This window comes from Tenacibaculum sp. IMCC1, from assembly GCF_054906355.1.
The window spans coordinates 1193786-1216756 of sequence record NZ_CM142818.1 but is presented as its reverse complement, the minus strand read 5'-3'; the positions used below and the strand labels follow the sequence as shown (position 1 = coordinate 1216756).

The 22971-nt window shown below is 32.6% G+C and carries 20 protein-coding genes; 12 read left to right on the top strand and 8 right to left on the bottom strand.

Translation table 11 applies throughout. The features are described from left to right. Positions 1-40: 40 nt before the first annotated feature. The 4 genes from ACXIHB_RS05595 to ACXIHB_RS05580 all read right to left on the bottom strand — a co-directional run bounded on the left by ACXIHB_RS05595 (position 41) and on the right by ACXIHB_RS05580 (position 3343). Positions 41-1552, bottom strand: coding sequence for a serine hydrolase (locus tag ACXIHB_RS05595; protein WP_462099142.1), 1512 nt, complete (start codon positions 1550-1552; stop codon positions 41-43). A 100-nt stretch (positions 1553-1652) separates the two neighbouring features. Next, the gene (locus tag ACXIHB_RS05590; protein ID WP_253055948.1) at positions 1653-2198 is read right to left on the bottom strand and encodes a helix-turn-helix domain-containing protein; all 546 of its coding nucleotides are present in this window, start codon (positions 2196-2198) and stop codon (positions 1653-1655) included. 188 nt (positions 2199-2386) lie between these two features. Continuing rightward, positions 2387-2647, bottom strand: a complete 261-nt coding sequence (locus ACXIHB_RS05585; RefSeq protein WP_462099141.1) for a hypothetical protein — start codon at positions 2645-2647, stop codon at positions 2387-2389. 108 nt (positions 2648-2755) lie between these two features. Continuing rightward, on the bottom strand, positions 2756-3343 hold the full coding sequence (locus tag ACXIHB_RS05580) for a 2OG-Fe(II) oxygenase (RefSeq protein ID WP_047790489.1): 588 nt from the start codon (positions 3341-3343) through the stop codon (positions 2756-2758). Between the two features lie 732 nt (positions 3344-4075). On the opposite strand from ACXIHB_RS05580, the gene nadC reads away from it, so the two are divergent. The 12 genes from nadC to ACXIHB_RS05520 all read left to right on the top strand — a co-directional run bounded on the left by nadC (position 4076) and on the right by ACXIHB_RS05520 (position 19762). Further along, positions 4076-4936, top strand: a complete 861-nt coding sequence (gene nadC, locus ACXIHB_RS05575; RefSeq protein WP_462099140.1) for a carboxylating nicotinate-nucleotide diphosphorylase — start codon at positions 4076-4078, stop codon at positions 4934-4936. Between the two features lie 83 nt (positions 4937-5019). Then, positions 5020-7122, top strand: coding sequence for a M3 family metallopeptidase (locus ACXIHB_RS05570; protein ID WP_462099139.1), 2103 nt, complete (start codon positions 5020-5022; stop codon positions 7120-7122). Continuing rightward, complete coding sequence (locus ACXIHB_RS05565; RefSeq protein ID WP_462099138.1) at positions 7123-7692, top strand: pentapeptide repeat-containing protein; 570 nt, start codon at positions 7123-7125, stop codon at positions 7690-7692. Between the two features lie 103 nt (positions 7693-7795). Next, positions 7796-8173 carry a four helix bundle protein gene (locus ACXIHB_RS05560; RefSeq protein ID WP_047790483.1) on the top strand — a complete coding sequence of 126 codons (378 nt, stop codon included), beginning with the start codon at positions 7796-7798 and terminating at the stop codon, positions 8171-8173. A gap of 153 nt (positions 8174-8326) precedes the next feature. Next, positions 8327-9262, top strand: coding sequence for a YihY/virulence factor BrkB family protein (locus ACXIHB_RS05555; RefSeq protein WP_047790482.1), 936 nt, complete (start codon positions 8327-8329; stop codon positions 9260-9262). A 116-nt stretch (positions 9263-9378) separates the two neighbouring features. Then, positions 9379-10743: a histidine--tRNA ligase gene (gene hisS / locus ACXIHB_RS05550; RefSeq protein ID WP_462099137.1), complete on the top strand. Its 1365-nt coding sequence runs from the start codon at positions 9379-9381 to the stop codon at positions 10741-10743. A gap of 47 nt (positions 10744-10790) precedes the next feature. Beyond that, positions 10791-11483: a GTP cyclohydrolase I FolE gene (gene folE, locus ACXIHB_RS05545; protein WP_047790480.1), complete on the top strand. Its 693-nt coding sequence runs from the start codon at positions 10791-10793 to the stop codon at positions 11481-11483. A 313-nt stretch (positions 11484-11796) separates the two neighbouring features. Continuing rightward, on the top strand, positions 11797-14652 hold the full coding sequence (locus ACXIHB_RS05540) for a TonB-dependent receptor (protein WP_462099136.1): 2856 nt from the start codon (positions 11797-11799) through the stop codon (positions 14650-14652). A gap of 75 nt (positions 14653-14727) precedes the next feature. Further along, the gene (locus ACXIHB_RS05535) at positions 14728-15990 is read left to right on the top strand and encodes a DUF5690 family protein (protein ID WP_462099135.1); all 1263 of its coding nucleotides are present in this window, start codon (positions 14728-14730) and stop codon (positions 15988-15990) included. Beyond that, the gene (locus tag ACXIHB_RS05530; protein ID WP_462099134.1) at positions 15980-17131 is read left to right on the top strand and encodes a TIGR03364 family FAD-dependent oxidoreductase; all 1152 of its coding nucleotides are present in this window, start codon (positions 15980-15982) and stop codon (positions 17129-17131) included. Before ACXIHB_RS05535 ends, ACXIHB_RS05530 begins: the two co-directional genes overlap by 11 nt. Before the next feature lie 8 nt (positions 17132-17139). Then, positions 17140-17805, top strand: coding sequence for a phosphonatase-like hydrolase (locus ACXIHB_RS05525; protein ID WP_281980677.1), 666 nt, complete (start codon positions 17140-17142; stop codon positions 17803-17805). 142 nt (positions 17806-17947) lie between these two features. Further along, positions 17948-19762 (top strand): hemopexin repeat-containing protein, encoded by a 1815-nt coding sequence (locus ACXIHB_RS05520; RefSeq protein WP_462099133.1) that lies wholly within the window; start codon positions 17948-17950, stop codon positions 19760-19762. A gap of 34 nt (positions 19763-19796) precedes the next feature. Here ACXIHB_RS05520 and ACXIHB_RS05515 read toward each other — a convergent pair whose 3' ends face one another. The 4 genes from ACXIHB_RS05515 to ACXIHB_RS05500 all read right to left on the bottom strand — a co-directional run bounded on the left by ACXIHB_RS05515 (position 19797) and on the right by ACXIHB_RS05500 (position 22935). After that, on the bottom strand, positions 19797-20372 hold the full coding sequence (locus tag ACXIHB_RS05515; protein ID WP_047790475.1) for a helix-turn-helix domain-containing protein: 576 nt from the start codon (positions 20370-20372) through the stop codon (positions 19797-19799). A gap of 212 nt (positions 20373-20584) precedes the next feature. Beyond that, on the bottom strand, positions 20585-21487 hold the full coding sequence (locus ACXIHB_RS05510) for a lytic transglycosylase domain-containing protein (RefSeq protein WP_047790474.1): 903 nt from the start codon (positions 21485-21487) through the stop codon (positions 20585-20587). A 36-nt stretch (positions 21488-21523) separates the two neighbouring features. Then, on the bottom strand, positions 21524-22189 hold the full coding sequence (locus ACXIHB_RS05505) for an alpha/beta hydrolase (protein WP_462099132.1): 666 nt from the start codon (positions 22187-22189) through the stop codon (positions 21524-21526). Next, on the bottom strand, positions 22189-22935 hold the full coding sequence (locus ACXIHB_RS05500; RefSeq protein ID WP_462099131.1) for a DUF6438 domain-containing protein: 747 nt from the start codon (positions 22933-22935) through the stop codon (positions 22189-22191). The genes ACXIHB_RS05505 and ACXIHB_RS05500 overlap by 1 nt, the downstream gene beginning before the upstream one ends. Positions 22936-22971: the final 36 nt, after the last annotated feature.

Below are 22971 nucleotides of genomic sequence, written 5' to 3'. Positions count from 1 at the left end.
AACTACGAAGAAAGTCGATATTAAATATTTCATAAGTATTCTATTCCAAATTTCTTCTTACGATTTCTTCTCCAACCGCTCCGAAATATTCTGATATAATTTTTTGCCATAAAACCATTCCGTTTTCAGAATTTGAGAAAAGCACTAAACCTTGTTTGGAATTGTTTAAAAGCAGTGCAATAGTTTTTGTTCCATAATCTCCACCAGTGTGCATAAATGCTGTTTCGTTATTTGGTAAGTCAGATAACATTTGCATCCCTAAACTCCAATCAATTCCATCTTTTTCGTTTGCTTGGACTTTTAAAAATTCATTATAAGTTTTTTTTGATAAATCTGCACCATTTAAAATATACTCCAAGAATTTAGAGTAATCTTCGACTGTTGTTAATAAATTGGCTGAAGCATTTGCAACAGAATATTTTTCGTAATGTATTGGTTTTCCATTTTCATTGTGTTCAACAGCATATTGATTTTCATCGATCTCATTAGTCCAATAAAAATGGGTGTTATTCATTCCAAGTGGATTAAATAATTTTTCTTTTGCAATGTCTTCAAATGGACGTTTAAATTTCTTTTCAATTGCTTTACGCAGATATTCAAGGCCTTCTCCAGAATATTGCCATTTTGTTCCAGGTTCGAATTGAAAGTGTAATTTTTTACTATCGGTTAAGTACCTCCAATTTGGAAAGCCAGATTGATGTGACAAAATATGCCTTGTAGTTAATTTATCTAGATATTTACTATTCTTTATGTCTTTATCTATAAAATATTTAGAAACAGGCTCATCTAAATTCCATTTACCTTCATCAATTAGTTTTAAAACTACAAAAGCTGTAATTGGTTTTGTTAGAGAAGCAACTTTATAAATACTGTTATTTGAAATTGGTTGTTTTGCAGTTTTGTTTCCAAATGTTCTTATTTGTTGAATTTTTCCATTTTTAATTAATCCAATTGCTATCGACGGAATTTTGTGTCTTTCTAATAATTTTTCGATTTCTTTATCATTATCAAACAGTTTGTAGGCATAATCAGCATTAAATTTTACTCCGTAATCTTTTGTTGGTGGCTTGTGTTCATAGCTTAATATTCGTTTGACCTTCCATTGTCCACTTTCTAACACCCAAGTGTGTGTAAATTTTCCTCGTTCAGTTGCATAGAGCTTTTTGTTAGGTTCTTTAATGTAAAAAATATGTTCACCTGCCTGTATTGCTCCGTATATTTCTCCATTATTTTTTAAAGGAAATACTTTTTGTGTTTCATCTACTAATTTTCTAATAGGTTTGAAATTGGGGTTAGAGCAAATGCTATTTGAAAAAGATTTATAAAATTGCTCTAAATTTTGAGTTCCATTCTGGTCGTGAAAAAACTCTAAATCCTTATGAAGAACTTTTTTTAAAGCAGAATAATTACATTTGTTAAACCCCTCATTAAAAATAAGGCTATCTGCTTTTTTTAGCTCAATAAATAAATTTGAATTATTAGCGACTTGAGCAACACTGTTTTTAGCTGTTAGAATTAATAGGACTGCAAAAATTAGTTTATATGTTTTCATATTAAATTTTGATTGATATTTGAAATTGCAAATCTCTTGATACCAATTAATAAAAAACAAAAATTTACCTGACAATTAGATGACAATTATCTGACAGGCGTTATAAAAAACTGAAATTCAGTCTTATATATAGTTTTTGGTTTTTATCTAATTCAATAGTATTTCTAATGATTACATATAGATTTATGATAACTGAAACGATTAATAGTATTAAAGTTATTTGTTTAGTTAATCCGAACCACTTACTTATAAACGGACTTAATAGAATACATACTAAAGCAATAATTGTGTAGAATATTTGAACAGAAATAATTTGTTTTGTTATTTCATTCACTTGATTTTTCCGCTTCATAATAAACCAAGGAAGCAGTATATTAATTGGTGGAAGAATGATACCTAAAATAGAAGAAAGATTAATTTGTTTAGTGAGTTGATAGTTTATGGTTTCTGTTTTAGGTTCCGCTATATTTTCTTTTAATTCATCTTCTGTAACTCCAAGAGTCTTAGCCAAAACTTTTAAAGTATGTCCTTTGGGTTCAGTTCCTTTTTCAATCCGTTGAATGGTTCTGGTTGAAACTCCTGCTTTTTCTGCTAATTCCTCTTGAGTCAGATTTAGTTTTTCTCGATATTTTAAAAGTTTATTCAATCTCTAAAGTGATTTTTCTTATGGCACACAACTTGTTTATATAGATGTAAAATACATCGTTATACACCTGTTTAGGTAGGTCTATGATTGTATTTTATGTCTGTTTATATTCTTACGAACTTACTAATAATAATTTAATTTTCTTACGGAATCCCATAAGCTCAACTATTTAAGTAATAAAAGTAGTGTTACGTGTCATTAACGACTTTAGATGTAGTTGTCAAGGTCGCTGATATCACGGCATGCTCCGAAGATACTACGGCATGCTTCGAAGACACTACGGCATGGGTTGCTGATATCACGGCATGCTCCGAAGACACCACGGCACGGGTCGCTAATATCACGGCATGCTCCGAAGACACCGCGGCACGGGTCGCTAATATCACGGCATGCTCCGTTGACACCGCGGCATGGGTCGCTGATATCACGGCATACTCCGTTAACACCACGGCGCAGACCTTTTTACCAAAGGCAACTGCCGTAATATCATAAGAACTTTATATAGAAATAAACCACGAACTCTTAACAACTAAGCACTAACAACTAGCGAGTAACCACTACCTGTACGGAGGACCCGCAACCCAACCCACAATAGACTTACGAACCCCTTTGGTAATAGGAGTTACACGATGCATCATAAAAGAAGGAAAAACAATGATGGTCCCTTTTTCTCTAGGAGCACTTACAATTTTTTGATTCAGCATAAACTGTAAATCACCACCCTCATACTCATCAGGGTCAGATAACTGCATGGAAATACTCAGTTTTCTATCAGAAATTTCACCCGCACCAAAATCCAAATGCCAATCAAAAAAGTCACCCTCAGTATAGCTAGCCAATTGCAAATTGTTATGAAAACCCAATAAATCAAACCAATATCGTTCGTTATTACACTGAATAGCCAACCCCGCCAATCGGTTGTAAATCCATTCAGTTTCAGGCGTATTTTCAATAAACATCACATCGCTTTTTCTAAGCTCATCATCATAAGTGTCAGATCCACTAAGCGTAGCCTTAATTTTTTGATTCTCACTCCATAAATTCAAAATTCTATCAGTTTCATGCGGAAGAAATAAACCATTGTAGTGTACAAACTCAGCAAAATTATGTTTTAACGGAAGACCAAAAGGGTAGTTTATAGCCATGATATAAGAGTAGTTATAAGTTGAAAGAAAATTTCTTATTCTTTACAACACGTAAGTTTTAAAATTCGGTTAGTTTTTAGAAAGCAAAATATAAAAAACAAACAAGAAGGAGTAAAAAAACAGTCGTAAAAGCAAGAAAATAAATCAAGAGTGTCAAACCTGTAGGTGCCTTTAGAGACAAAAATACAGAAAACTTTCAGTTCGAGTGATTTTGAGGTACGAAAATCATACATCGACTTCGCTCAGTAGAACTATCGAGAACTAATTTAAATGCGATAACTGAAAAATTCCTAAGAAAAAGTGTCTTTTCTTTTGATTCTTTTCTTTGGACAAGCAAAGAAAACGAATAGATTAAACCAGTTGATGCCTTTAGAGACAAAAATATAGGAAACTGTCAGTTCGAGTGATTTTGAGGTACGAAAAATAATATCGAGAACTAATCTAAACACTATAACTCTTATTCTCGATACAAATTTTACTCATTTTCAATCGTAAAATTCACTCGAATTGACAGAGTTCTCTCAAAATGTACGATGTAAAAAGTGTAAGATAATACGCTAAAAATAAACCAAACACATACGATACACACAAAGTAGTAGAAAGTGAAAAACAACCTGTAACAGGTTTAGAATTTTGTTAGTAAAGAAACGGTAAAAATTACACAACAATAAGCAGTAAACTCAAAACAGAGAACTAAAAATAATTGTATTTTTACCTCAACAATTCAATACTATGATTTCACAAGAACAATTTAATAAAGAGTTAGATTTAATTATAGCAAATGCTATTAGAGAAGATATAGGAGATGGAGACCATACATCATTATCATGCATCCCTGCCGATGCAACAGGAAAAGCAAAACTATTAGTAAAAGACGAAGGAATAATAGCTGGAGTAGAGTTTGCTAAAATGGTGTTTAACTATGTAGATGCCGATTTAAAAGTTGAAACGTTGATTAATGATGGATCACCCGTAAAGTACGGAGATATTGTTTTTTATGTATCAGGAAAATCACAGTCTATTTTAATGGCAGAACGTTTGGTACTAAACGCAATGCAACGTATGAGTGCTATTGCAACCAAAACTAAGTTTTTTGCCAATTTGTTAGAAGGAACCAAAACCAAGGTGTTAGATACCCGTAAAACCACACCAGGAATCCGTGCTTTAGAAAAATGGGCGGTAAAAATAGGAGGCGGAGAAAACCACCGATTTGCTTTATACGATATGGTAATGATTAAAGATAATCACATCGATTTTGCTGGCGGAATTACACAAGCTATTACCAAAACCAAAAAGTACCTAGCAGAAAAAGGATTGGATATTAAAATTATTGTGGAAGCACGTAGCTTAGCAGAAATAGAAGAGATTTTACAAAACGAAGGTGTGTACAGAATTTTGATAGACAACTTTAACTATAAAGATACCCGTAAGGCAGTAGCTATGATAGGAGAGCAATGTTTAACAGAATCTTCTGGAGGAATCAACGAAAAAACCATTAGAGAATATGCAGAGTGTGGGGTTGATTTTATTTCGTCTGGAGCCTTAACACATTCGGTATACAATATGGATTTAAGCTTAAAAGCTGTTGATTAATAAAGAATCGTCATTACGAGTGAAACGAAGTAATCTTAACAGGTAATTACGTTCACTTTGTTTAAATACTAAAAAACAGACCAATGAAAAAACAACTATTACTCATAGCAACGCTAGTAGTAGCTATGTCGTGTAAAACAGAGCAAACTAAAAAAGAAACCACTTCAAACATGGTAGAAAATCCATTATTAGTAAAAAGTTCTTTAGACTTTGGAGCACCAGATTTTACTAAAATAAAGAACGAACACTTTATGCCTGCAATTTTAAAAGGTATGGAAGTTCAAAATGAAGAAATAGCTAAAATTATAGCAAACACAGAAGCACCAACATTTGAAAATACCATTGCTGCACTTGAAGAAAGTAGTAAAACGTTAGATAATGCTACGGCTGTTTTTTATGCATTAGCAGGAGCACATACAAACGATACGATTAAAGACAATCAAAAAGAATTAGCGCCTAAATTTTCTAAACACAACGATGAAATTTTATTAAACACTAAGTTATTTGAAAAAATAAAAGCGGTACACGATAATTTAGAGAATCTAGAATTGGATGCTGAGTCTAAACACTTGGTTAAAGAACAGTATAAAAAGTTTGTAAAAGCAGGAGCTAACTTATCTGAAGAAAAGAAAAACGAGTTAAAAGAAATCAATGCAGAATTAGCAAGTTTATCTAACGACTTCGGGAAAAAGTTACTAGATGCGAGTAAAAAAGAAGGGTTAACGGTTACCGATAAAGAACAGTTAAAAGGACTTTCAGAAGAAACAATTAAAGGTTTAGAGAAAGACGGTAAGTACGAAATCCAACTGATTAATACCACACAACAACCTCTATTACAAACTTTAGAAAATAGAGAAGTTCGTAAAGAATTGTTTGAAAAATCAATTCACAGAACTGATGCAGGTGAGTATAACACAAGCGACTTGGTAAAGAAAATGGCATCGTTACGTGCTAAAAAAGCGCAAATCTTAGGTTTTGACAACTATGCAAGCTGGAGTTTACAAGGAACAATGGCATCTACACCAGATAAAGTATTTGAAATGTTCAACGGATTAATTCCGGGATCGTTATCAAAAGTAGCTGCTGAAATGAAAGAAATTCAAGCAGAAATCAACAAAGAAGGAAACGATTTTACTTTAGCTCCATACGACTGGAATCATTTTGCTGAAAAAGTACGTAAGTCTAAATACAACCTAAACGAAGACGAGGTAAAACCATACTTTGAGTTAACCAACGTATTAGAAAAAGGGGTGTTTTATGCGGCTACAAAATTATACGGAATCACCTTTAAAAAGCGTACCGATATTCCTACCTATCATCCAGATGTAGTAGTGTATGAAATCTTTGAAGAAGACGGAAGCAAGTTAGGATTGTTCTACGGAGACTTCTTTGCAAGAGATAGTAAGCGCGGTGGCGCGTGGATGGGAGCTTTTGTAAAGCAATCGAAATTAAGAGGTCAAAAACCAGTAATTTACAACGTTTGTAATTACCCAAAACCAGCAGAAGGAGAACCAGCATTAATCAGCTTTGATAATGTAGAAACTACCTTCCATGAGTTTGGACATGCGTTACACGGTTTATTCGGAAATCAAAAATATGCATCAATTTCAGGAACAAGTACGGCAAGAGACTTTGTTGAGTTTCCTTCGCAATTCAATGAAAACTGGTCAACGCATCCAGAGGTGTTAAATAACTATGCTTTACATTATAAAACAGGAGAAGTGATTCCTGATGCGTTATTACAAAAAATTAAGAATGCAGGAACGTTCAATCAAGGATATTCAATTATTGAAAACTTAGCATCTTCTAATTTAGATATGCAATGGCACACCATATCAGCAGATACAAACATTGAAGATGTAGCTAAATTTGAAGAAGAGGCATTAGCTAAAATGAAGTTAAAGATTGATGAGGTACCACCAAGATACCGTTCAACCTATTTTGCTCATATTTTTAGTGGAGGGTATGCCGCTGGATACTACTCGTATTTATGGACAGAAATGTTAAGTCACGATGCCTACGATTGGTTTAAAAACAACGGATTGTTAACCAGAGAAAACGGTCAGAAGTTTAGAGAACAAATCTTATCGAAAGGAAACACGATGGATTATGCAGAAATGTATAAAGTTTTTGCAGGAAGAGATCCACAAGCTGAACCAATGTTAAAAGCGAGAGGATTACAATAAATGAATGATTTCTTTGACAACGAAACATTTACAAAAGTTGATTTTACACTAACAAAAATCAACAAAGGAGAATATGACAGCTGTACGTTCGAGAATTGCAATTTCGAGAACGTACATGCTTCTAATATCGAATTTTTAGAGTGTGAGTTTATCGACTGTAATTTTAGCAATACAGTGGTAGACCACACTTCTTTTAAAGATTGCGCTTTTGAAAATTGTAAGATGCTAGGTGTAAAGTTTAACGAATGCAATAACTTTCTGTTGCAAATGAGCTTTCATAACTGCCAACTAAACTTATCTTCTTTTTACCAATTAAAAATTCCCGTCACAAAATTTGTAAATTGTAATCTGCAAGAAGTAGATTTTACGGAAGCTGATGTAAACAAAAGTCTTTTTGAAGATTGTGATTTAAAAGGAGCAATTTTTGATCAGACGAATTTAGAAAAAGCAGATCTTACAACTGCCACTAATTTTGCGATCGACCCTGAAAATAATAGTATTAAAAAAGCTAAATTTTCCAATGAGAATATTGTAGGATTGTTATATAAATATGATATTGTGGTGGAGTAATGTGGTTGGGGTTATTGAAGTAGCAAAGATGCTGAGAAGTAAAGTTAGAAAGAGGCAAAGTTTCTAAGAGTTATAGAAGCAAAGTGAAAAAGAAAAGTATAAAATGAAAGAGAAAACACGTATAAAAACATTCAGAGATTTATTGGTTTGGCAAAAATCGATGGGTTTTGTAACAGAGGTTTATAAAATATCTAATAATTTTCCTAAGGAAGAAGTTTTTGGACTAACTTCACAAATGAGAAGAAGCGCAGTTTCAGTACCAAGTAATATTTCTGAAGGGTTTGGAAGACAAAGTTTAGGAGATTTTATTCGGTTTTTAAATATTGGAATAGCTTCGTTGTTTGAATTACAAACGCAACTTGAAATTTCTTCAAACTTAGAGTATATTTCAAAAGAATCTTTTGACAGGCTTTATGAAGAATCAAGAGAGAAAGAAAGAATGTTATCAAGTTTAATAAGAAAGCTAAAGGAAAAACGATAAAAACTATGCAACTTTGATATAGTAACACTATTCAACTTTGAAACTAAAAAAACTAGCATCTTTAAACCTCAGGAACTAATGATACTTTGCAGCTAAAAACACTTTGCATCTTAGAATCTCTGAAACTAGAAACACTTTGCAACTAAAAAGAAAATGACTAAACAGATAGAAGAAAGCCTTGAGAAAATTCCAGTAATAAACTGGCTCGTAGCCTTTGGAAAGAAAATTAAAATTCCGGGGTTAGAAGGAATGTCTTTGTATGATGTACTCGAAATGTATGTTATCGGTATTGTAAAAGGAGCATTAACAACAAGGGCAGGAGGTATTGCTTTTAGTTTCTTTATGGCAATCTTTCCATTCTTATTATTCATTCTAACACTCATCCCATACATTCCAATTGATGGATTCCAAGACGGATTACTCTCATTAATGCAAGAGGCGTTACCACCAAAAACCTTTGAAGCGGTAGATTTTGTGATAAAAGATATTATTAACAATCAGTACGGAGGATTGTTATCATTCGGTTTTTTAGCCTCTATTTTTTTAATGACAAATGGTGTAAACGCAATATTTGGTGGATTTGAATATTCTTACCATGTAACAGAAATGAGAAGCGTTTTTAGAGCTTATTTTGTTTCCTTAGCGGTATCATTACTCATGTCTTTCTTCTTAATTGTAACGGTAACATTGATTATTTTTTATCAAATAGCGCTAACAAGAATCCATAAAATAGGATGGCTAAACACAGGAGATTTAGATTTGTTTTATTACGGAAGAGGTTTCTTGTTTTTAGTAATGATTTTTACAATTGTATCGCTACTTTTTAGATACGGAACCAAACAAGGGAAAGAAGTAAAATTCTTTTCACCAGGAGCTATTTTAACTACCGTAGTATCCATGTTTACTTTTTACTTATTTGGAATTTATGTAGTAAAGTTTGCACAATACAACCAACTATACGGTTCAATTGGTACGCTGTTAATCTTAATGCTTTTTGTGTGGTTAAACGCCATTATTCTACTCTTAGGCTTTGAGCTAAACGCTACAATTTACCGTTTAAAACGCAAAAATAAAGCGAGAGCTAAATAACACTTTTCTTCATAATTTTTCGGATATTTGCAGGCTAAATAGAACAATAAACAATTGTCAATTAACAACAATCATAAACTGATTACTGGTAATTGATAAATGATAATTAAAAGAATATGAAACCAGGAATCCCAAAAGGAACAAGAGATTTTTCATCAACGGAAGTAGCAAAGAGAAACTATATTTTTAATACGATTAAACATTCGTTTGAAAATTTCGGATTTCAACCTATTGAAACGCCAAGTTTTGAAAACTCTTCTACATTAATGGGAAAATATGGAGAAGAAGGGGATCGATTGATTTTTAAAATCTTGAATTCTGGTGATTATTTAAAGAAAGTAGATGAAAACTTATTGGCAAATAAAGACAGTCAAAAAGTTACTTCAAAAATTTCTGAAAAAGCCTTACGTTACGACTTAACAGTGCCATTTGCACGTTACGTAGTACAACACCAAAACGAAATTACATTTCCGTTTAAACGTTATCAAATTCAGCCAGTTTGGAGAGCTGATAGACCTCAAAAAGGACGTTTCCGTGAGTTTTATCAATGTGATGCCGATGTAGTAGGAAGTACTTCACTATGGCAAGAAGTTGAATTCGTTCAATTATATGATACCGTTTTTAGTAAGTTAGGATTAAATGGTACGACTATCAAAATCAATAACCGAAAAATCTTGTCTGGAATAGCTGAGGTAATTGGAGCATCAGACAAATTGATTGATTTTACAGTGGCTTTAGATAAGTTAGATAAAATAGGAAAAGAGGGTGTGGTTAAGGAGATGTTGGAGAAAGGAATTTCAGCTGAAGCCATTGAAAAAGTGGATCCGTTATTTAACTTTTCAGGAAGTAATCAAGATAAGTTAGCTTCTTTAGAGGCCATGTTACAAGGATCGGAAGAAGGATTACAAGGAGTAGCTGATGTAAGAACCGTAGTTGATAATGTAGAAAGTATTGGGTTAGATTCGGCAAGTTTAGAATTAGATGTAACCTTAGCTAGAGGATTAAACTATTACACAGGTGCTATTTATGAAGTAGCAGCACCTGAAGGTGTAAAAATGGGTTCTATTGGTGGTGGAGGTCGTTATGACGACTTGACAGGTATTTTCGGTTTAAAAGATGTTTCTGGAGTAGGAATATCTTTCGGATTGGATAGAATTTACTTGGTGATGGAAGAATTAGGACTGTTTGAAGCAGTAGAATTACCAAAACCGAAAGTATTGTTTTTAAACTTTGACGAAAACGAGAGTTTAGATAAAATAAAAGCCATAAAAACATTAAGACAAAACAATATTAAGTCAGAAATGTATCCAGATGTGGCAAGCAGTAACAATCAGCAAAAAAAGCAATGGAAGTATGCTACAAATAGAGAAATAGAGTTTGTAGTTACAACTGTTGAAAACAGTACGCTTGTTGTTAAAAATATGTCTACAGGAGAGCAAACTACTTGTTCTTTAGACGAATTGATAAATAAAGTGCAGTAAATTACCAACAATGTTGTAAATTTGCGCCCTACTAATTTTAGATAGAAATGTTTGAAGTGAACAACAACAAAATGAATGACGATAGAATTGACGAAATAGGAGAGAACCACATTGCTACGTCGGCTAAAACACCTTTACGTGCAGATGCTTTCGATATTTCTGACGACGAAAAAATAGAAAGAATTCAAGAAAGTGTTAAAGAAATTCTTGAAACTCTAGGAATGGACTTAACAGACGATAGCATGCAAGGTACTCCTAAAAGAGTTGCAAAAGCTTTCGTAAATGAGTTGTTTATGGGTTTAAACCCAAAAAACAAACCAAAGGCATCAACATTTGACAATACATACAAGTATGGTGAAATGTTAGTTGAAAAAAACATTATTGTATATTCAACATGTGAGCACCACTTATTACCAATTATTGGTAGAGCTCACGTTGCGTATATTTCAAATGGTAAAGTAATCGGTTTATCTAAGATGAATCGTATTGTAGAGTATTACGCTAAGCGTCCGCAAGTACAAGAGCGTTTAACAATGCAAGTAGTACAAGCAATGCAAGAAGCATTAGGAACGCAAGATGTTGCTTGTGTTATAGATGCTAAACATTTATGCGTTAACTCACGAGGAATTAAAGATATTGAAAGTAGTACAGTAACTGCTGAGTTTGGTGGAGCATTTAAAAACAAAGAAACTAAGCGTGAATTCTTAGATTACATAAAATTAAACACTGATTTTCAATAGAAAATAAGTAGTAAATAAATTAAAAAGCTCATTCTTTAGAATGAGCTTTTTTACTTCTAGTAAAAAAGTATAACAAGAGAACTCTCAACTAAGGTTGAGAGTTTTTTGTTTTTATCTATACTTAAATTAGTTTTTAACTAGTTGAAATACAGTGTTATTTACGTTTAGTTAAAACTAAAACCTTTGGTGTTAACAATTCTGTTACGCTATAATAGCAATTCGTAAAAGTTTTCTTAATGTTTAAAAGTTTACAAATAGTAAAATAATATAGTGATTTGCAATATTAATTTTAATAATTGTAAATAATAAACCAATGAATAATTTTAAACTTTTACTAAGTTCACTATTTGTTCTTTTTACGTGTAGTGCAGCTTTAGGTCAGGGGGCTACTATTGTTGGAATAGTAAATGATGGAAATTATCCTTTGCCTGGTGCTAGTGTTATGTTGTCGGGAACAACAAAAGGCGTTAACACAGATTTTGATGGAAATTTTGTGTTGTCTAATGTCAAAAAGGGGGAAGTAACCTTAGAAATATCTTACATAGGTTTTGAAACAAAAAGAGTTTCAATTAACACGAATGTAAAGAAAAATGTAGGTGTAATTACGTTAGTACCATCTAACCAAAATTTAGAAGAAGTAATTATTACCTCTTCAGGAAGAAGAAACAGTGAAGCAAGAGCATTGAGTATTCAAAAGAAATCAATGAGTATTATGAATGTGATTGCAGCAGATGGAATAGGGAAATTACCAGACAGAAATGCAGCGGAAACGGTACAACGTATTCAAGGATTATCTATTGAAAGAGATCAAGGAGAAGGACGTTTTGTATCAGTTCGTGGATTGCCGCCATTCTGGGCTTCTACAACAATTAACGGAAACCGTATTCCTACCGCAGAAGAAGAAACAACTTCAAGAGCAACGGCTTTCGATTTTTTCCCATCAGAGTTAATCTCATATGTACAAGCAGCAAAAGCATACACACCAGATATGGAAGCTGATGGTATTGGTGGAGGAGTAAACTTTATTACACAAACAGCACCAGCAAAAAGAGTTTTAAACGTAAATGTTGGTGGTGGTTATAATGAAAAATCTGGAGAGCCTATTTACAATGCTTCATTAACGTATGGAAATAGAAGTAAAGATGGAAAGTTTGGATTTATTGTAAACGGTTCATATTGGAATAGAAACTGGGGAACGGACAATTTTGAAGCGAGAAGAAAAGGTGATGAAGGTGTGTTTAGAATGGAGTTAAGAGATTACAACGGTGTAAGAATAACCAAAGGGTTAAATGGAGCGATGGAGTATAATTTTACACCAGAGCATAAAATGCACTTTAGGGGAGTGTACGGAACATTGTCAGATACCGAAACACACTACAAGCACAGAGTACGTTTTGATAAGTTTGATTCAGGAACAAACACAGCAAGGGTTGAGTTACAAAATATCTACAATGAATTAATTACTGAAATGATTGGTGGTGAAATTGGAGGGCGACATATTACAGGTAATGGTAAGTTTGATTGGAGTATAGCTAATTATAATAATGAGTTTAGATACGGAGGAATTCCAACAGAGCAAGACAAGAGCTACTATGTAGTGAAGTTTAAGCAAGATGGCGTAGGAATGAAACCTGAATATATACAGAATAGACCAGAAGCAGCTGGTGGAGCAGGAGACGATAGAGCTTACTGGAAAGCAGATGGTGGATTGTTAGACTATAACGATACAGATGCTTTATTTGGTTTCTTTAGTGATCCTTCATTTAAAATGGATGCATCTCAAATGTCATTTGCAGATTTAGAGTTGTATAAAATATCAATTAAAGAGCGTGACAATATTGTAGCGTCTTTAAACTATGAACATACTTTTAATGACAACTTTAAAATAAAAGTAGGTACTAAGTTTAGAGATAAAGATCGTAGAGCTAAGTTTGAGGACGTGTATTATGGTTGGGATGAGGTAAACGCAGGAACAACACCTAATTTGTCGAATTACTCTCAAAATATCATTGAGCAACCAGGAAGAGCTGATTTTTTAAACGAAATGGGGTCTAATATTCAGTCTACTTTCGGATCAGTATTGTCAGAACAAGGAATGGTAAACTTCTGGAAAAACAATAAAAATAACCTAACTGTTTTAGAAGGAGATTCAGAAATTTTACAGAACGGTGGAGGTTTAGGAAGAAACTTTAATGTAGATGAAACTCATTTATCATTCTACGGAATGGGAACCTTAAAATTATCAGACCAATTCACGATATTGGGAGGTTTACGAGCAACCAAAACAGAAACAGAAGTAAACGGTTATGTTTGGGGTGCTAATCAAAGCCAATTAAACGCTGTAAGAAATGTAAAAGACTATTGGGCAGTATTACCAATGTTACATGTAAAATACTCTCCTAAAACTGATTTAAACATTCGTTTTGCAGCAACAAGAAGTTTCTCAAGACCAAACTTTGGAGATATCGCTCCAGGAGGTACTTTCATCTCATTTGATAACGAGTTTAAAGGAGGGAATCCAAACTTAAACCCTACATTCTCATGGAACTTTGATTTATTAGGAGAGTACTACTTTAAAAATGTAGGTGTGATAAATGCAGGTTTTTTCTATAAGTCAATTACCGATCCTGTATTCAACGATACATATCAAGGTACTTACAACGGAAATACAGGAGTAGAGTTTAGTACACCTGTAAATGGAGCAGACGCTTGGATTGGCGGTATAGAATTAGGAATTAACAAACGATTTGACTTCTTACCAGGATTCTTACAATACTTCGGAACTCAGTTAAATGCAACGTTTATGGATTCTGAAATGACAAAACCAAGTGGAAGAAAAGTATCTATTGCATACCAAGCCAATACCTTATTTAACGCACAGTTATTCTTTGAAAAAGGAGGATTCAATACACGATTAGCCTATAACCATAAAGGAAGCTATGCAATTGGTTTTGGAGAAAGAGATATTGATGATATTTACTATGGAAAATACAATACACTAGATTTTTCAGCCTCATATCAAATAGGTAAAAACTGGACCATTTTTACAGATGTAAATAACCTATTAAACAATCCCTTAATTTATCATTATGGAAAAACTGAAGAGCGTCCTAAGCAAGTAGAGTTCTACGGGATAAAAGGAAGCATCGGTGTAAAGTATAATCTGTAATGAACTTGTTTTCTGTTTATAAATGCAATGCGGGCTCTCATTTTTATGAGGGCTTGCATTATTAAAAAAGTTAGTATGAATATAAGATTTATAGCAAGAGCCTCTATAGCAGCTTTCGGTACGTACTTTTGTATGTATGCTTTTCGAAAGCCATTTACAGTAGCCACTTTTGCCGATGAAAGTTTTTGGGGAATTGATTATAAAATTCTCTTGATAATAGCCCAAGTAATTGGATATACATTATCAAAGTTTATAGGGATAAAAGTCATTTCCGAAATGAAATCAGGTAAAAGGATGCTAGCTTTAGTTAGCTTTATTCTATTTGCTGAAGTAAGCTTGTTAGGTTTTGCTATAACCCCCGCACCCTACAATATCTTATTCCTGTTTTTAAACGGATTACCTTTAGGTATGGTTTGGGGAATTGTGTTTTCTTATTTAGAAGGAAGGAAAGCCACAGAACTATTAGGAGTAATTTTGTCCTCAAGTTTTATAGTTTCTTCAGGAGCTGTAAAATCAGTTGGAAAAATAGTGTTAGATAGTTTTGGATTTAACGAATATTGGATGCCTTTTATAACAGGGTTGTTTTTTATAATTCCGTTGATATTTTTTGCTTGGTTATTAGAGAAGTTACCCAAACCAACAGCAGAAGATACACGACTTAAAGTAGTACGTAAACCATTAGATTCAGCAGGAAGAAAAAAGTTATTCAAAGAATTTTCAGGCCCTTTAATACTCATTGTTTTCTTTTTTATGTTACTCACAGCATTGAGAGATTTTAGAGACAACTTTGCACGAGAAATCTGGGACTCTTTAGGGTACAAAGATGCTTCAATTTATAGTATTTCAGAAATTCCTATAGCCATTATTGTACTCATTATTTTAGGGGTAATAGGAAGTATTAGCAAAAACTACAAAGCATTTGTTTACTATCATTATGTGTTGTTTGTATCGTGCTTAGCAGTGATTATTAGTACTTATTTATTTCAGTACAATGAAATTTCAGCATTAACGTGGATGATTATTTCTGGTTTAGGATTGTATAGTTGCTATGTGCCTTTTAACGGAATATTTTTCGACCGCATGATAGCTACTTTTAAAATAAACGGAAATGTTGGGTTCTTAATCTATATAGCTGATGCTTTTGGTTACTTAGGAAGTATATTAATTCTTTTATATAAAAACTTCGGAAAAGGAGATATTTCATGGCTAAGCTTTTTTACATACGCACTTTACATTTTAGCATTTATAGGAATATTTATAACACTATATAGCTTTTACTTTTTTAAAGCTAAAAAAAACAAAGAACAAAAAATAAATCAATTAGTATATGAATCATAAATATGACCTTATTGTTGTTGGAGGGGGAGTTTTAGGAACTTTTCATGCCTATCATGCTGCAAAGAAAGGGTTGTCAGTAGCTATTTTAGAAAAAGATAACAAACCACAAGGAGCTACCGTTCGTAATTTCGGACAAGTAGTGCCTTCAGGAATGAATCAAAAATGGCAAAACTATGGAAGAGAAAGTTTAGCTATTTATAAAAGCATTCAAGAACAGTTTGATGTTTCCATACGTCAAAACGGAACCGTATATATTGCTTCAAACGAAGAAGAAGTTCAGTTAATAGAAGAATTGCATCAAATTAATAAGAATAATAGCTATACGTCACAGCTGTTAACCAAAGAACAATGTTTAGATAAATATGCTGGCTTGTGTAGTGATTATTGTCAAGCAGGGTTATTTTTTCCTGAAGAAGTAACTGTGGAGCCTAGAGTTATGATTCTTCGTTTACATGAGTTCATGAAAAAAGAATTGAATGTAACAATACACTATAATACTAAGGTGATGGCTACAAACAATGTTACCAGTGGTGTATCAGTGTTAACATCAAATTCCGAAGAAGTATTGGCGTCAAAAGTAATCATCTGCAACGGAAGTGATTTTAAAACACTGTATCCGTCAATATATAATGAAAGTGATTTAATTGTATCGAAGCTACAAATGATGCAAACAAAACGACAAAAGAATTACCAACTAGACGGATCTATTTTAACAGGATTGACTATTAGAAGGTACGAAGCTTTTGAAGAATGTGCTTCGTGGAATACAATAAAAGCTAATGAAGACCCGAATTCGTTTGAGAAAAAATACGGAGTACATATTTTATTTAAGCAAGCAACAGATGGTTCTGTTATTTTGGGTGATTCACACGAATATGCAACGGCAAAAAATATAGATGATCTTGGATTTGACTTGAATGAAGATATAGATAACTTCATGATTCAAGAAGCTAAAAAAATTATCGATTTACCAACGTACGAAATTCAGCATCGTTGGGCAGGATTTTATAGCCAATGTAAAACCAAAGATCTTTTTGAACATTCGGTAGGAGAAAATATACACATTGTAACAGGAATTGGAGGGAAAGGAATGACAGGTAGCGCAGGCTTTTCAAAAGAAAGTATTAATAAATTATTTTAAGTAAATAGATGTTAGAAAATATTAAAATGGTTGTTTTTGATATGGCAGGAACAACAGTAGATGAGCAAAATGTAGTGTATAAAACCTTACATAAAGCATTAAATACACACGGAGTAGCAGTTGATTTAAATACCGTTTTAAAAATTGGAGCAGGAAAAGAAAAACATCAAGCAATAAAAGATGTTTTAGTTGAATTCAAGCCGAATAAACTGGGGGAGTCTGAAGCAATATTTGAAGAATTCAAAAAAATGCTGGATGAAGCTTATGAAAACTTAGAAGTAAAGCCTATAAAAGGCGTAGAGAATGTATTGCTTAATTTAAGACAAAAAGGAATAATAGTAGTTTTAAATACGGGTTATAACAGACAAGTAGCAGAAAAGTTGTTAGAAAAATTAGCATGGGACAAGAATATACATTACGATATGTTATTAACAGCCTCTGATGTAGAAAATGGACGTCCTCATCCAGAAATGATACAAAAAGCAATGGAAACATTTAATATAACTGATGCTAGTTTTGTTTTAAAAGCAGGAGATTCAGCCATCGATATTGAGGAAGGTAAAAATGCAAATTGTGGTGTAACCATCGGTGTTTTATCAGGAGCGCAAACAAAAGAACAATTAGAAGTCCAAAATCCAGATTATATTTTGTTGTCTTTAAGTGAGTTAGTTTAATAAAATGTAAATGATATGTTTGCTAAATATATCTTTAATGTTAGCTAATTTATCTTTGTATTAAGACTCGAAAACTGTCTTTCAAAAGTTTACTAATAGTGTATTTTTGATTAGTAAATTAACTATTAGTAAACTTTTTAAAATGAAAACCAATTATTTAGTAAAGCTAAGCGCTTTAATTTTATTGTTCGCATTGTCGAGCTGTCAAGAGAACAACTTGGATGAGGTATCCAAAAAAAAAGGAAAACTAGAACGACAAAGAAAATCTTCTTTAAAGAAAAAGGTACTTGTTGTAGGCTTTGATGGAATCCAATTTGAGAAAATTGCAGGAACTTCCACTCCAAATTTAGATAAGCTGAGTATTGTAAAAGGGTATGCAGGAGGTATCGATAATACTTCTTCTGAACAAAAAACAAGTAGTGGACCGGGGTGGTCAACTATTTTAACAGGTGTTTGGGTAAACAAACACGGAGTTACAGACAACAATACTTCTCATATTTCGAAAGCGAAAAGTGTTTTTCAATTAATTAAAGAATCAAATTCAGGGCTAAAAACTGCTAGTGTTGTTACTTGGGGACCTATTCATGATTTTTTTAGAGAGCAACTGAACTATATTGATTACCACTCAAAAAGTGGAGGAGATGAAAATACGGTCACAGGAGCCATTCATGCAATTAATAATGAAAATTCAGACGTGGTTTTTGTGCATCTTGATGATGTAGATGGTGTAGGGCATTCGTTAGGTTTTGGTAGTGCTTATAATAATGCTATTACCAAAGCAGACGAACAGTTCGGTAGAATTGTAGCTGAGGTAGAAAAAAGAACGAACGAAGATTGGTTAATATTAGTAGTAACAGATCACGGAAGAGGTTTTGGTGGATTTAACCATGGAGGACAAACAACGCAAGAAAAAACAATTTTTGTAGGAATGAACAAAGAAGGAAACGCTGAATTCAACTCATATGTTTCAAATGTACCAAATCAAGATTTTGGCGGAATTTACGGTCATGTTGCACAAACAGCAATCGTTCCTTCTATCTTAACTCACTTAAATATCCCCATTCAAAAAGAATGGCAATTAAATAGTACTTCTTTAGTAGGGAGTGTGGGTACTAGGAAGGTAATGATGCAAAATACCAATACAGTTTATTGGAGTTCTAACGCATCTAACAATGTTGATGTTTATAAAAACAATGCATACGTAGCAACGGTACCTGCTTCACAAGGGTATTTTACCGATGCTAACAATTCTGATGGAAGTATTAACTACACCCTGTTACTTGATGGGCAAACAGGTTCTGTAGCTTATAATAATTCTCAAATAATAGCAGGATTAGATTGGAATGATTTTGCAGACAATAGAGCTTATTTTTTTAGAAGTGACAATAGTTATATACGTTATGACAAACTGTTAGATAAGTCTGATGATGGTTACCCAAAAGAGGTAAACAACAGTACTTGGCCAGGGTTAGGGGAGTATAAAGATTTAATTAGTGCAGCTTTTAAATGGCATAATCATAAAGGATATTTCTTCTTAAAAGATGGAAGGTATTTACGTTACGATATGAATAATGATTCTGTAGATTCAGGGTATCCAGCAAACATAACAAATGGAAATTGGCCTGGGTTGGAACCATACAAGGATAAAATTGTGGCAGCTTTTAAAAGAAATAATAGTAAAGCTTATTTCTTTTTAAATGATGGAACTTATATAAGATATAGTATAACAAATGACTCTGTAGATTCTGGGTACCCTGTAGCTATTACCAATGGAAGCTGGCCAGGGTTAGGAGATTACGCAACAAAGATTACAGCAGCTGTAGATTGGGGTGTAACTTATTGTTATTTCTTCCTTGATGATAATACATACATTAAATATAACAAATCAACAGATAGTGCAGTGTCAGGTTATCCTAAAGAGGTTAACAATAGCACTTGGCCTGGATTAAAAAACTAAAAGGTAAAATAAGTAGGGTGTGAGAGCACCCTACTTAATTATTTTCTGAATAAAAATATAGGACCAACATGGTACAAGGTGTTTGAGTACGATTAACAGGTACGTGAGGAAGTCTTCCGTCAAAATACAAAGAGTCACCTTCTTTAACTGTAACTTCAACATTATCGATAAGGTAGGTGCATTCACCACTCATAATGTATTTAAACTCCCAAGCATCAGTAATTACTTTTTCTCTTTTAGAATTGGGAGATACAGTTAATAAAACAGCTTCAAAACCAACGGCATTTAAACTTTTACCAAAAATTTGATAATACGTAAACCCTTCAGCTTCTACTTCTTTTTCTATTAATTGCTGTTCCTCTTTTTTAATATGAATATATTTTGAACCAGTTTTTTTCTCAACACCTTCAAAAAAAGTACTGGCATCTATTTCTAAAGCACTTATAATTTCTAATAAAACAGGTAAAGATGGAATGGTTCTTCCGTTTTCTATTCTTGAAATTAAACCATTACTTACTTGTGCATTGGTTGCTAAAGTATTGATAGTAATATGTTGCTTTTTTCTAATTTCTTTAATTCGTTTTCCTATTCCGATTAAAAAATTATCCATAAATACTTACTGATTTTTTCTTAGTTTTTTAACGCCATCCACTATAAACCAAGAAGCAAATAATACTCTAAAGAGTAGAAAAACATATTGGTTTTCGGTTGTAAAGCTGAATAATAGTCGATACACTTCTCTTTTTTGAAAAAAGATAGAAAATGTATTAATTAAAATAAATATACCTATGAATAAATATATAAAAGGAAGTACTTTTTTCACTATTTAACAGGGATTTTAATTTCGTATAGTTTTCTACTACGGTTGTTTAATTTGTTTTCTCGTAACCAAGAGTTATGTAGCTTAAGCTCTTTGTAGGTAATTCCGAATTTTTTAGCAAATAAAGCAATATTACTAATAGCAGTATCTACTTTAACAGTATAGGTTTCTGGTAGTGTATATAAATCTTCTTGGTCAAAAACAAAACCGTATTCCTTAGGGTTTGAAATAATTTCTTTCAATGCTAAAATTCTAAACACATAACGTTCAGTTTCATCTGGTAATAAAGCATCATAATAACTGGTTACACCTTGAGCATCTAATCTTTTAGAAATACCATAATTACCTGCATTGTAAGCTGCTGCTGCAAGTGTCCAAGAACCAAAACGTTCTTTTGATTTCTTTAAATATTCAGCAGCTACTTTAGTAGATTTTTCAATATGGTAACGTTCATCAACATTACTATTAATTTCTAATCCATATTCTCTTCCTGTTTGTTTCATAAAATGCCACATACCAGCAGCTCCTACATGTGATGTTTCATCAATGAATCCACTTTCAGCCAAGGCTAAAAATTTAAAATCGTCAGGTAAGCCATACTTTTCTAGTAAAGGTTCTAAAATAGGGAAGTATTTATTAGCACGTTTTATTAGTAACAATCCATTAGATTGCCAATAGGTGTTTACTAAAAGCTCGCGATCCATTCGTTCTCTAATGTCAGGTTTTTCAATAGGAACACGTTCTCCAGCTAAATTTAAATCGTTAGGTAGTTTTAAAGCTTTAACCTCATAGCTTTCTGCCACATTTTTAATGGTAGGTTCGTTTGATTTACTTATAGTATTGGTGAATAAAATTCCAACAAATACTATAGTTAAGATAGATAAGAAACGGATTGATTTGTTCATTTGTTCTTTTAGTTTTTGTCAAGTTGTGTAATGGTATTAATCCATCAAAAAACATTCCTTTTTTAATATTTCAGAAATAGTTTTTGCCTTTGTCAGTATCATCACATGTGTACCATTTTCAACTTCAATTGCGTTTTTGATATACTTTATAGGAAAAACCTCGTCTTTTTTTCCATGAATATGTATTATTCCAGGAATCGATTTTTCTTGCTCCCAATGTAATACGTTGTATATAGCCCATTGCAAATACTTTTTATCTCTTATGGATAAATATATTTTATATAACTCAGCTCGTTTTTTTAAATAATCATTAAAAAAGTAGCGTTCATAACTTTCAATATTTGAAATAACTTTAGAAGGGAAAAGCTTATAGGCTTTTGTTATTTGTGCTAATTTAAAACGTTTGGGGAATTCTTTGCTGTTTTTAACGCTAGAAATTATAATTATTTTTTTACAATCAATAATTTTACTCATCTCTTGTACGATAATTCCCCCAAAAGAGACCCCAATTAAGATAGGGTTTTTATGTTGGATTTTAGCACATAGTCTTTGCGCATAGTCTTGAATACTTTCATCGATAGATGTTGGAAGCATCCAGTTTAAAAAGTGTAATTCAAAATGTTCCTCTGGTAAAGAAATACGCTCAAATATTTTGGTATTGGCAGCTAAACCAGGAACAAAATATAAGTGAGTTTTAGGCATTATTCAATAAACTTTTTGTCTAATAAAATACCATCTATATATTCATGTATATCAATAAGTTCATCAGGAATATCTTTCCATAAGCGAATTAAAATTTGTTTTCCATCATGAACTATGTAAGTGCTAGATAAATCAGGTATTCTAGGATTGTTATAAGCGTCTTTAAAATTTTTAAAATCCTTTTTTGCAAGTTTTTCGTTTAACTCTTGTAATTGTTTTTCAGAAAGCGTAAATTTCTGAATACCTTTTACAAGTACATATTCTACACCGTTGTAAACAACGTTTCCTTTTTTATCAATGGAAACAGTATATACTGGGCAGTCACCAAAACATTGAGTTTTAGTAATTCTTAATAGATTGTTTTTTTCTTCGGAAATAATGTTAGTTAATTTTTCATCGGTGTTGGCATCAATCAATCTGAACTCACCACTTTCTTGTAATTTATCAATCCAAAAATCACGTTTCCCTTCTGGAACTTCAACAATACCTATTTTTGAAGCATCTGTTTCATAAGCCATTTTACTCCAAGTTAAACCGCTGTTTTTTATAAGTGATTTTACATCATCAATACTTTTAGCGTTTTTAAGAACAACAATCAGTTGATTTTGAGAAGCCATAGGTTTAGTAGCTTCTTCTTTAGCAATTATTACTTTTTCAGTAGGCTCAGCTAGTTTAGTTTCAGAACCTTTTTTAGGAATACCACAAGAGATTCCTAAGGCTAAAAAAGAATATAATAGGTACTTCATAGGTAGATTTTTTGATTGAGTGAACTAGTTGACAAG

Coding starts and splice junctions, on each gene's coding strand:
- ACXIHB_RS05595 (WP_462099142.1), bottom strand. CDS start 1,552: ATGAAAACATATAAACTAATTTTTGCAGTCCTATTAATTCTAACAGCT.
- ACXIHB_RS05580 (WP_047790489.1), bottom strand. CDS start 3,343: ATGGCTATAAACTACCCTTTTGGTCTTCCGTTAAAACATAATTTTGCT.
- nadC (WP_462099140.1), top strand. CDS start 4,076: ATGATTTCACAAGAACAATTTAATAAAGAGTTAGATTTAATTATAGCA.
- ACXIHB_RS05570 (WP_462099139.1), top strand. CDS start 5,020: ATGAAAAAACAACTATTACTCATAGCAACGCTAGTAGTAGCTATGTCG.
- ACXIHB_RS05565 (WP_462099138.1), top strand. CDS start 7,123: ATGAATGATTTCTTTGACAACGAAACATTTACAAAAGTTGATTTTACA.
- ACXIHB_RS05560 (WP_047790483.1), top strand. CDS start 7,796: ATGAAAGAGAAAACACGTATAAAAACATTCAGAGATTTATTGGTTTGG.
- ACXIHB_RS05555 (WP_047790482.1), top strand. CDS start 8,327: ATGACTAAACAGATAGAAGAAAGCCTTGAGAAAATTCCAGTAATAAAC.
- hisS (WP_462099137.1), top strand. CDS start 9,379: ATGAAACCAGGAATCCCAAAAGGAACAAGAGATTTTTCATCAACGGAA.
- folE (WP_047790480.1), top strand. CDS start 10,791: ATGTTTGAAGTGAACAACAACAAAATGAATGACGATAGAATTGACGAA.
- ACXIHB_RS05540 (WP_462099136.1), top strand. CDS start 11,797: ATGAATAATTTTAAACTTTTACTAAGTTCACTATTTGTTCTTTTTACG.
- ACXIHB_RS05535 (WP_462099135.1), top strand. CDS start 14,728: ATGAATATAAGATTTATAGCAAGAGCCTCTATAGCAGCTTTCGGTACG.
- ACXIHB_RS05530 (WP_462099134.1), top strand. CDS start 15,980: ATGAATCATAAATATGACCTTATTGTTGTTGGAGGGGGAGTTTTAGGA.
- ACXIHB_RS05525 (WP_281980677.1), top strand. CDS start 17,140: ATGTTAGAAAATATTAAAATGGTTGTTTTTGATATGGCAGGAACAACA.
- ACXIHB_RS05520 (WP_462099133.1), top strand. CDS start 17,948: ATGAAAACCAATTATTTAGTAAAGCTAAGCGCTTTAATTTTATTGTTC.
- ACXIHB_RS05515 (WP_047790475.1), bottom strand. CDS start 20,372: ATGGATAATTTTTTAATCGGAATAGGAAAACGAATTAAAGAAATTAGA.
- ACXIHB_RS05510 (WP_047790474.1), bottom strand. CDS start 21,487: ATGAACAAATCAATCCGTTTCTTATCTATCTTAACTATAGTATTTGTT.
- ACXIHB_RS05505 (WP_462099132.1), bottom strand. CDS start 22,189: ATGCCTAAAACTCACTTATATTTTGTTCCTGGTTTAGCTGCCAATACC.
- ACXIHB_RS05500 (WP_462099131.1), bottom strand. CDS start 22,935: ATGAAGTACCTATTATATTCTTTTTTAGCCTTAGGAATCTCTTGTGGT.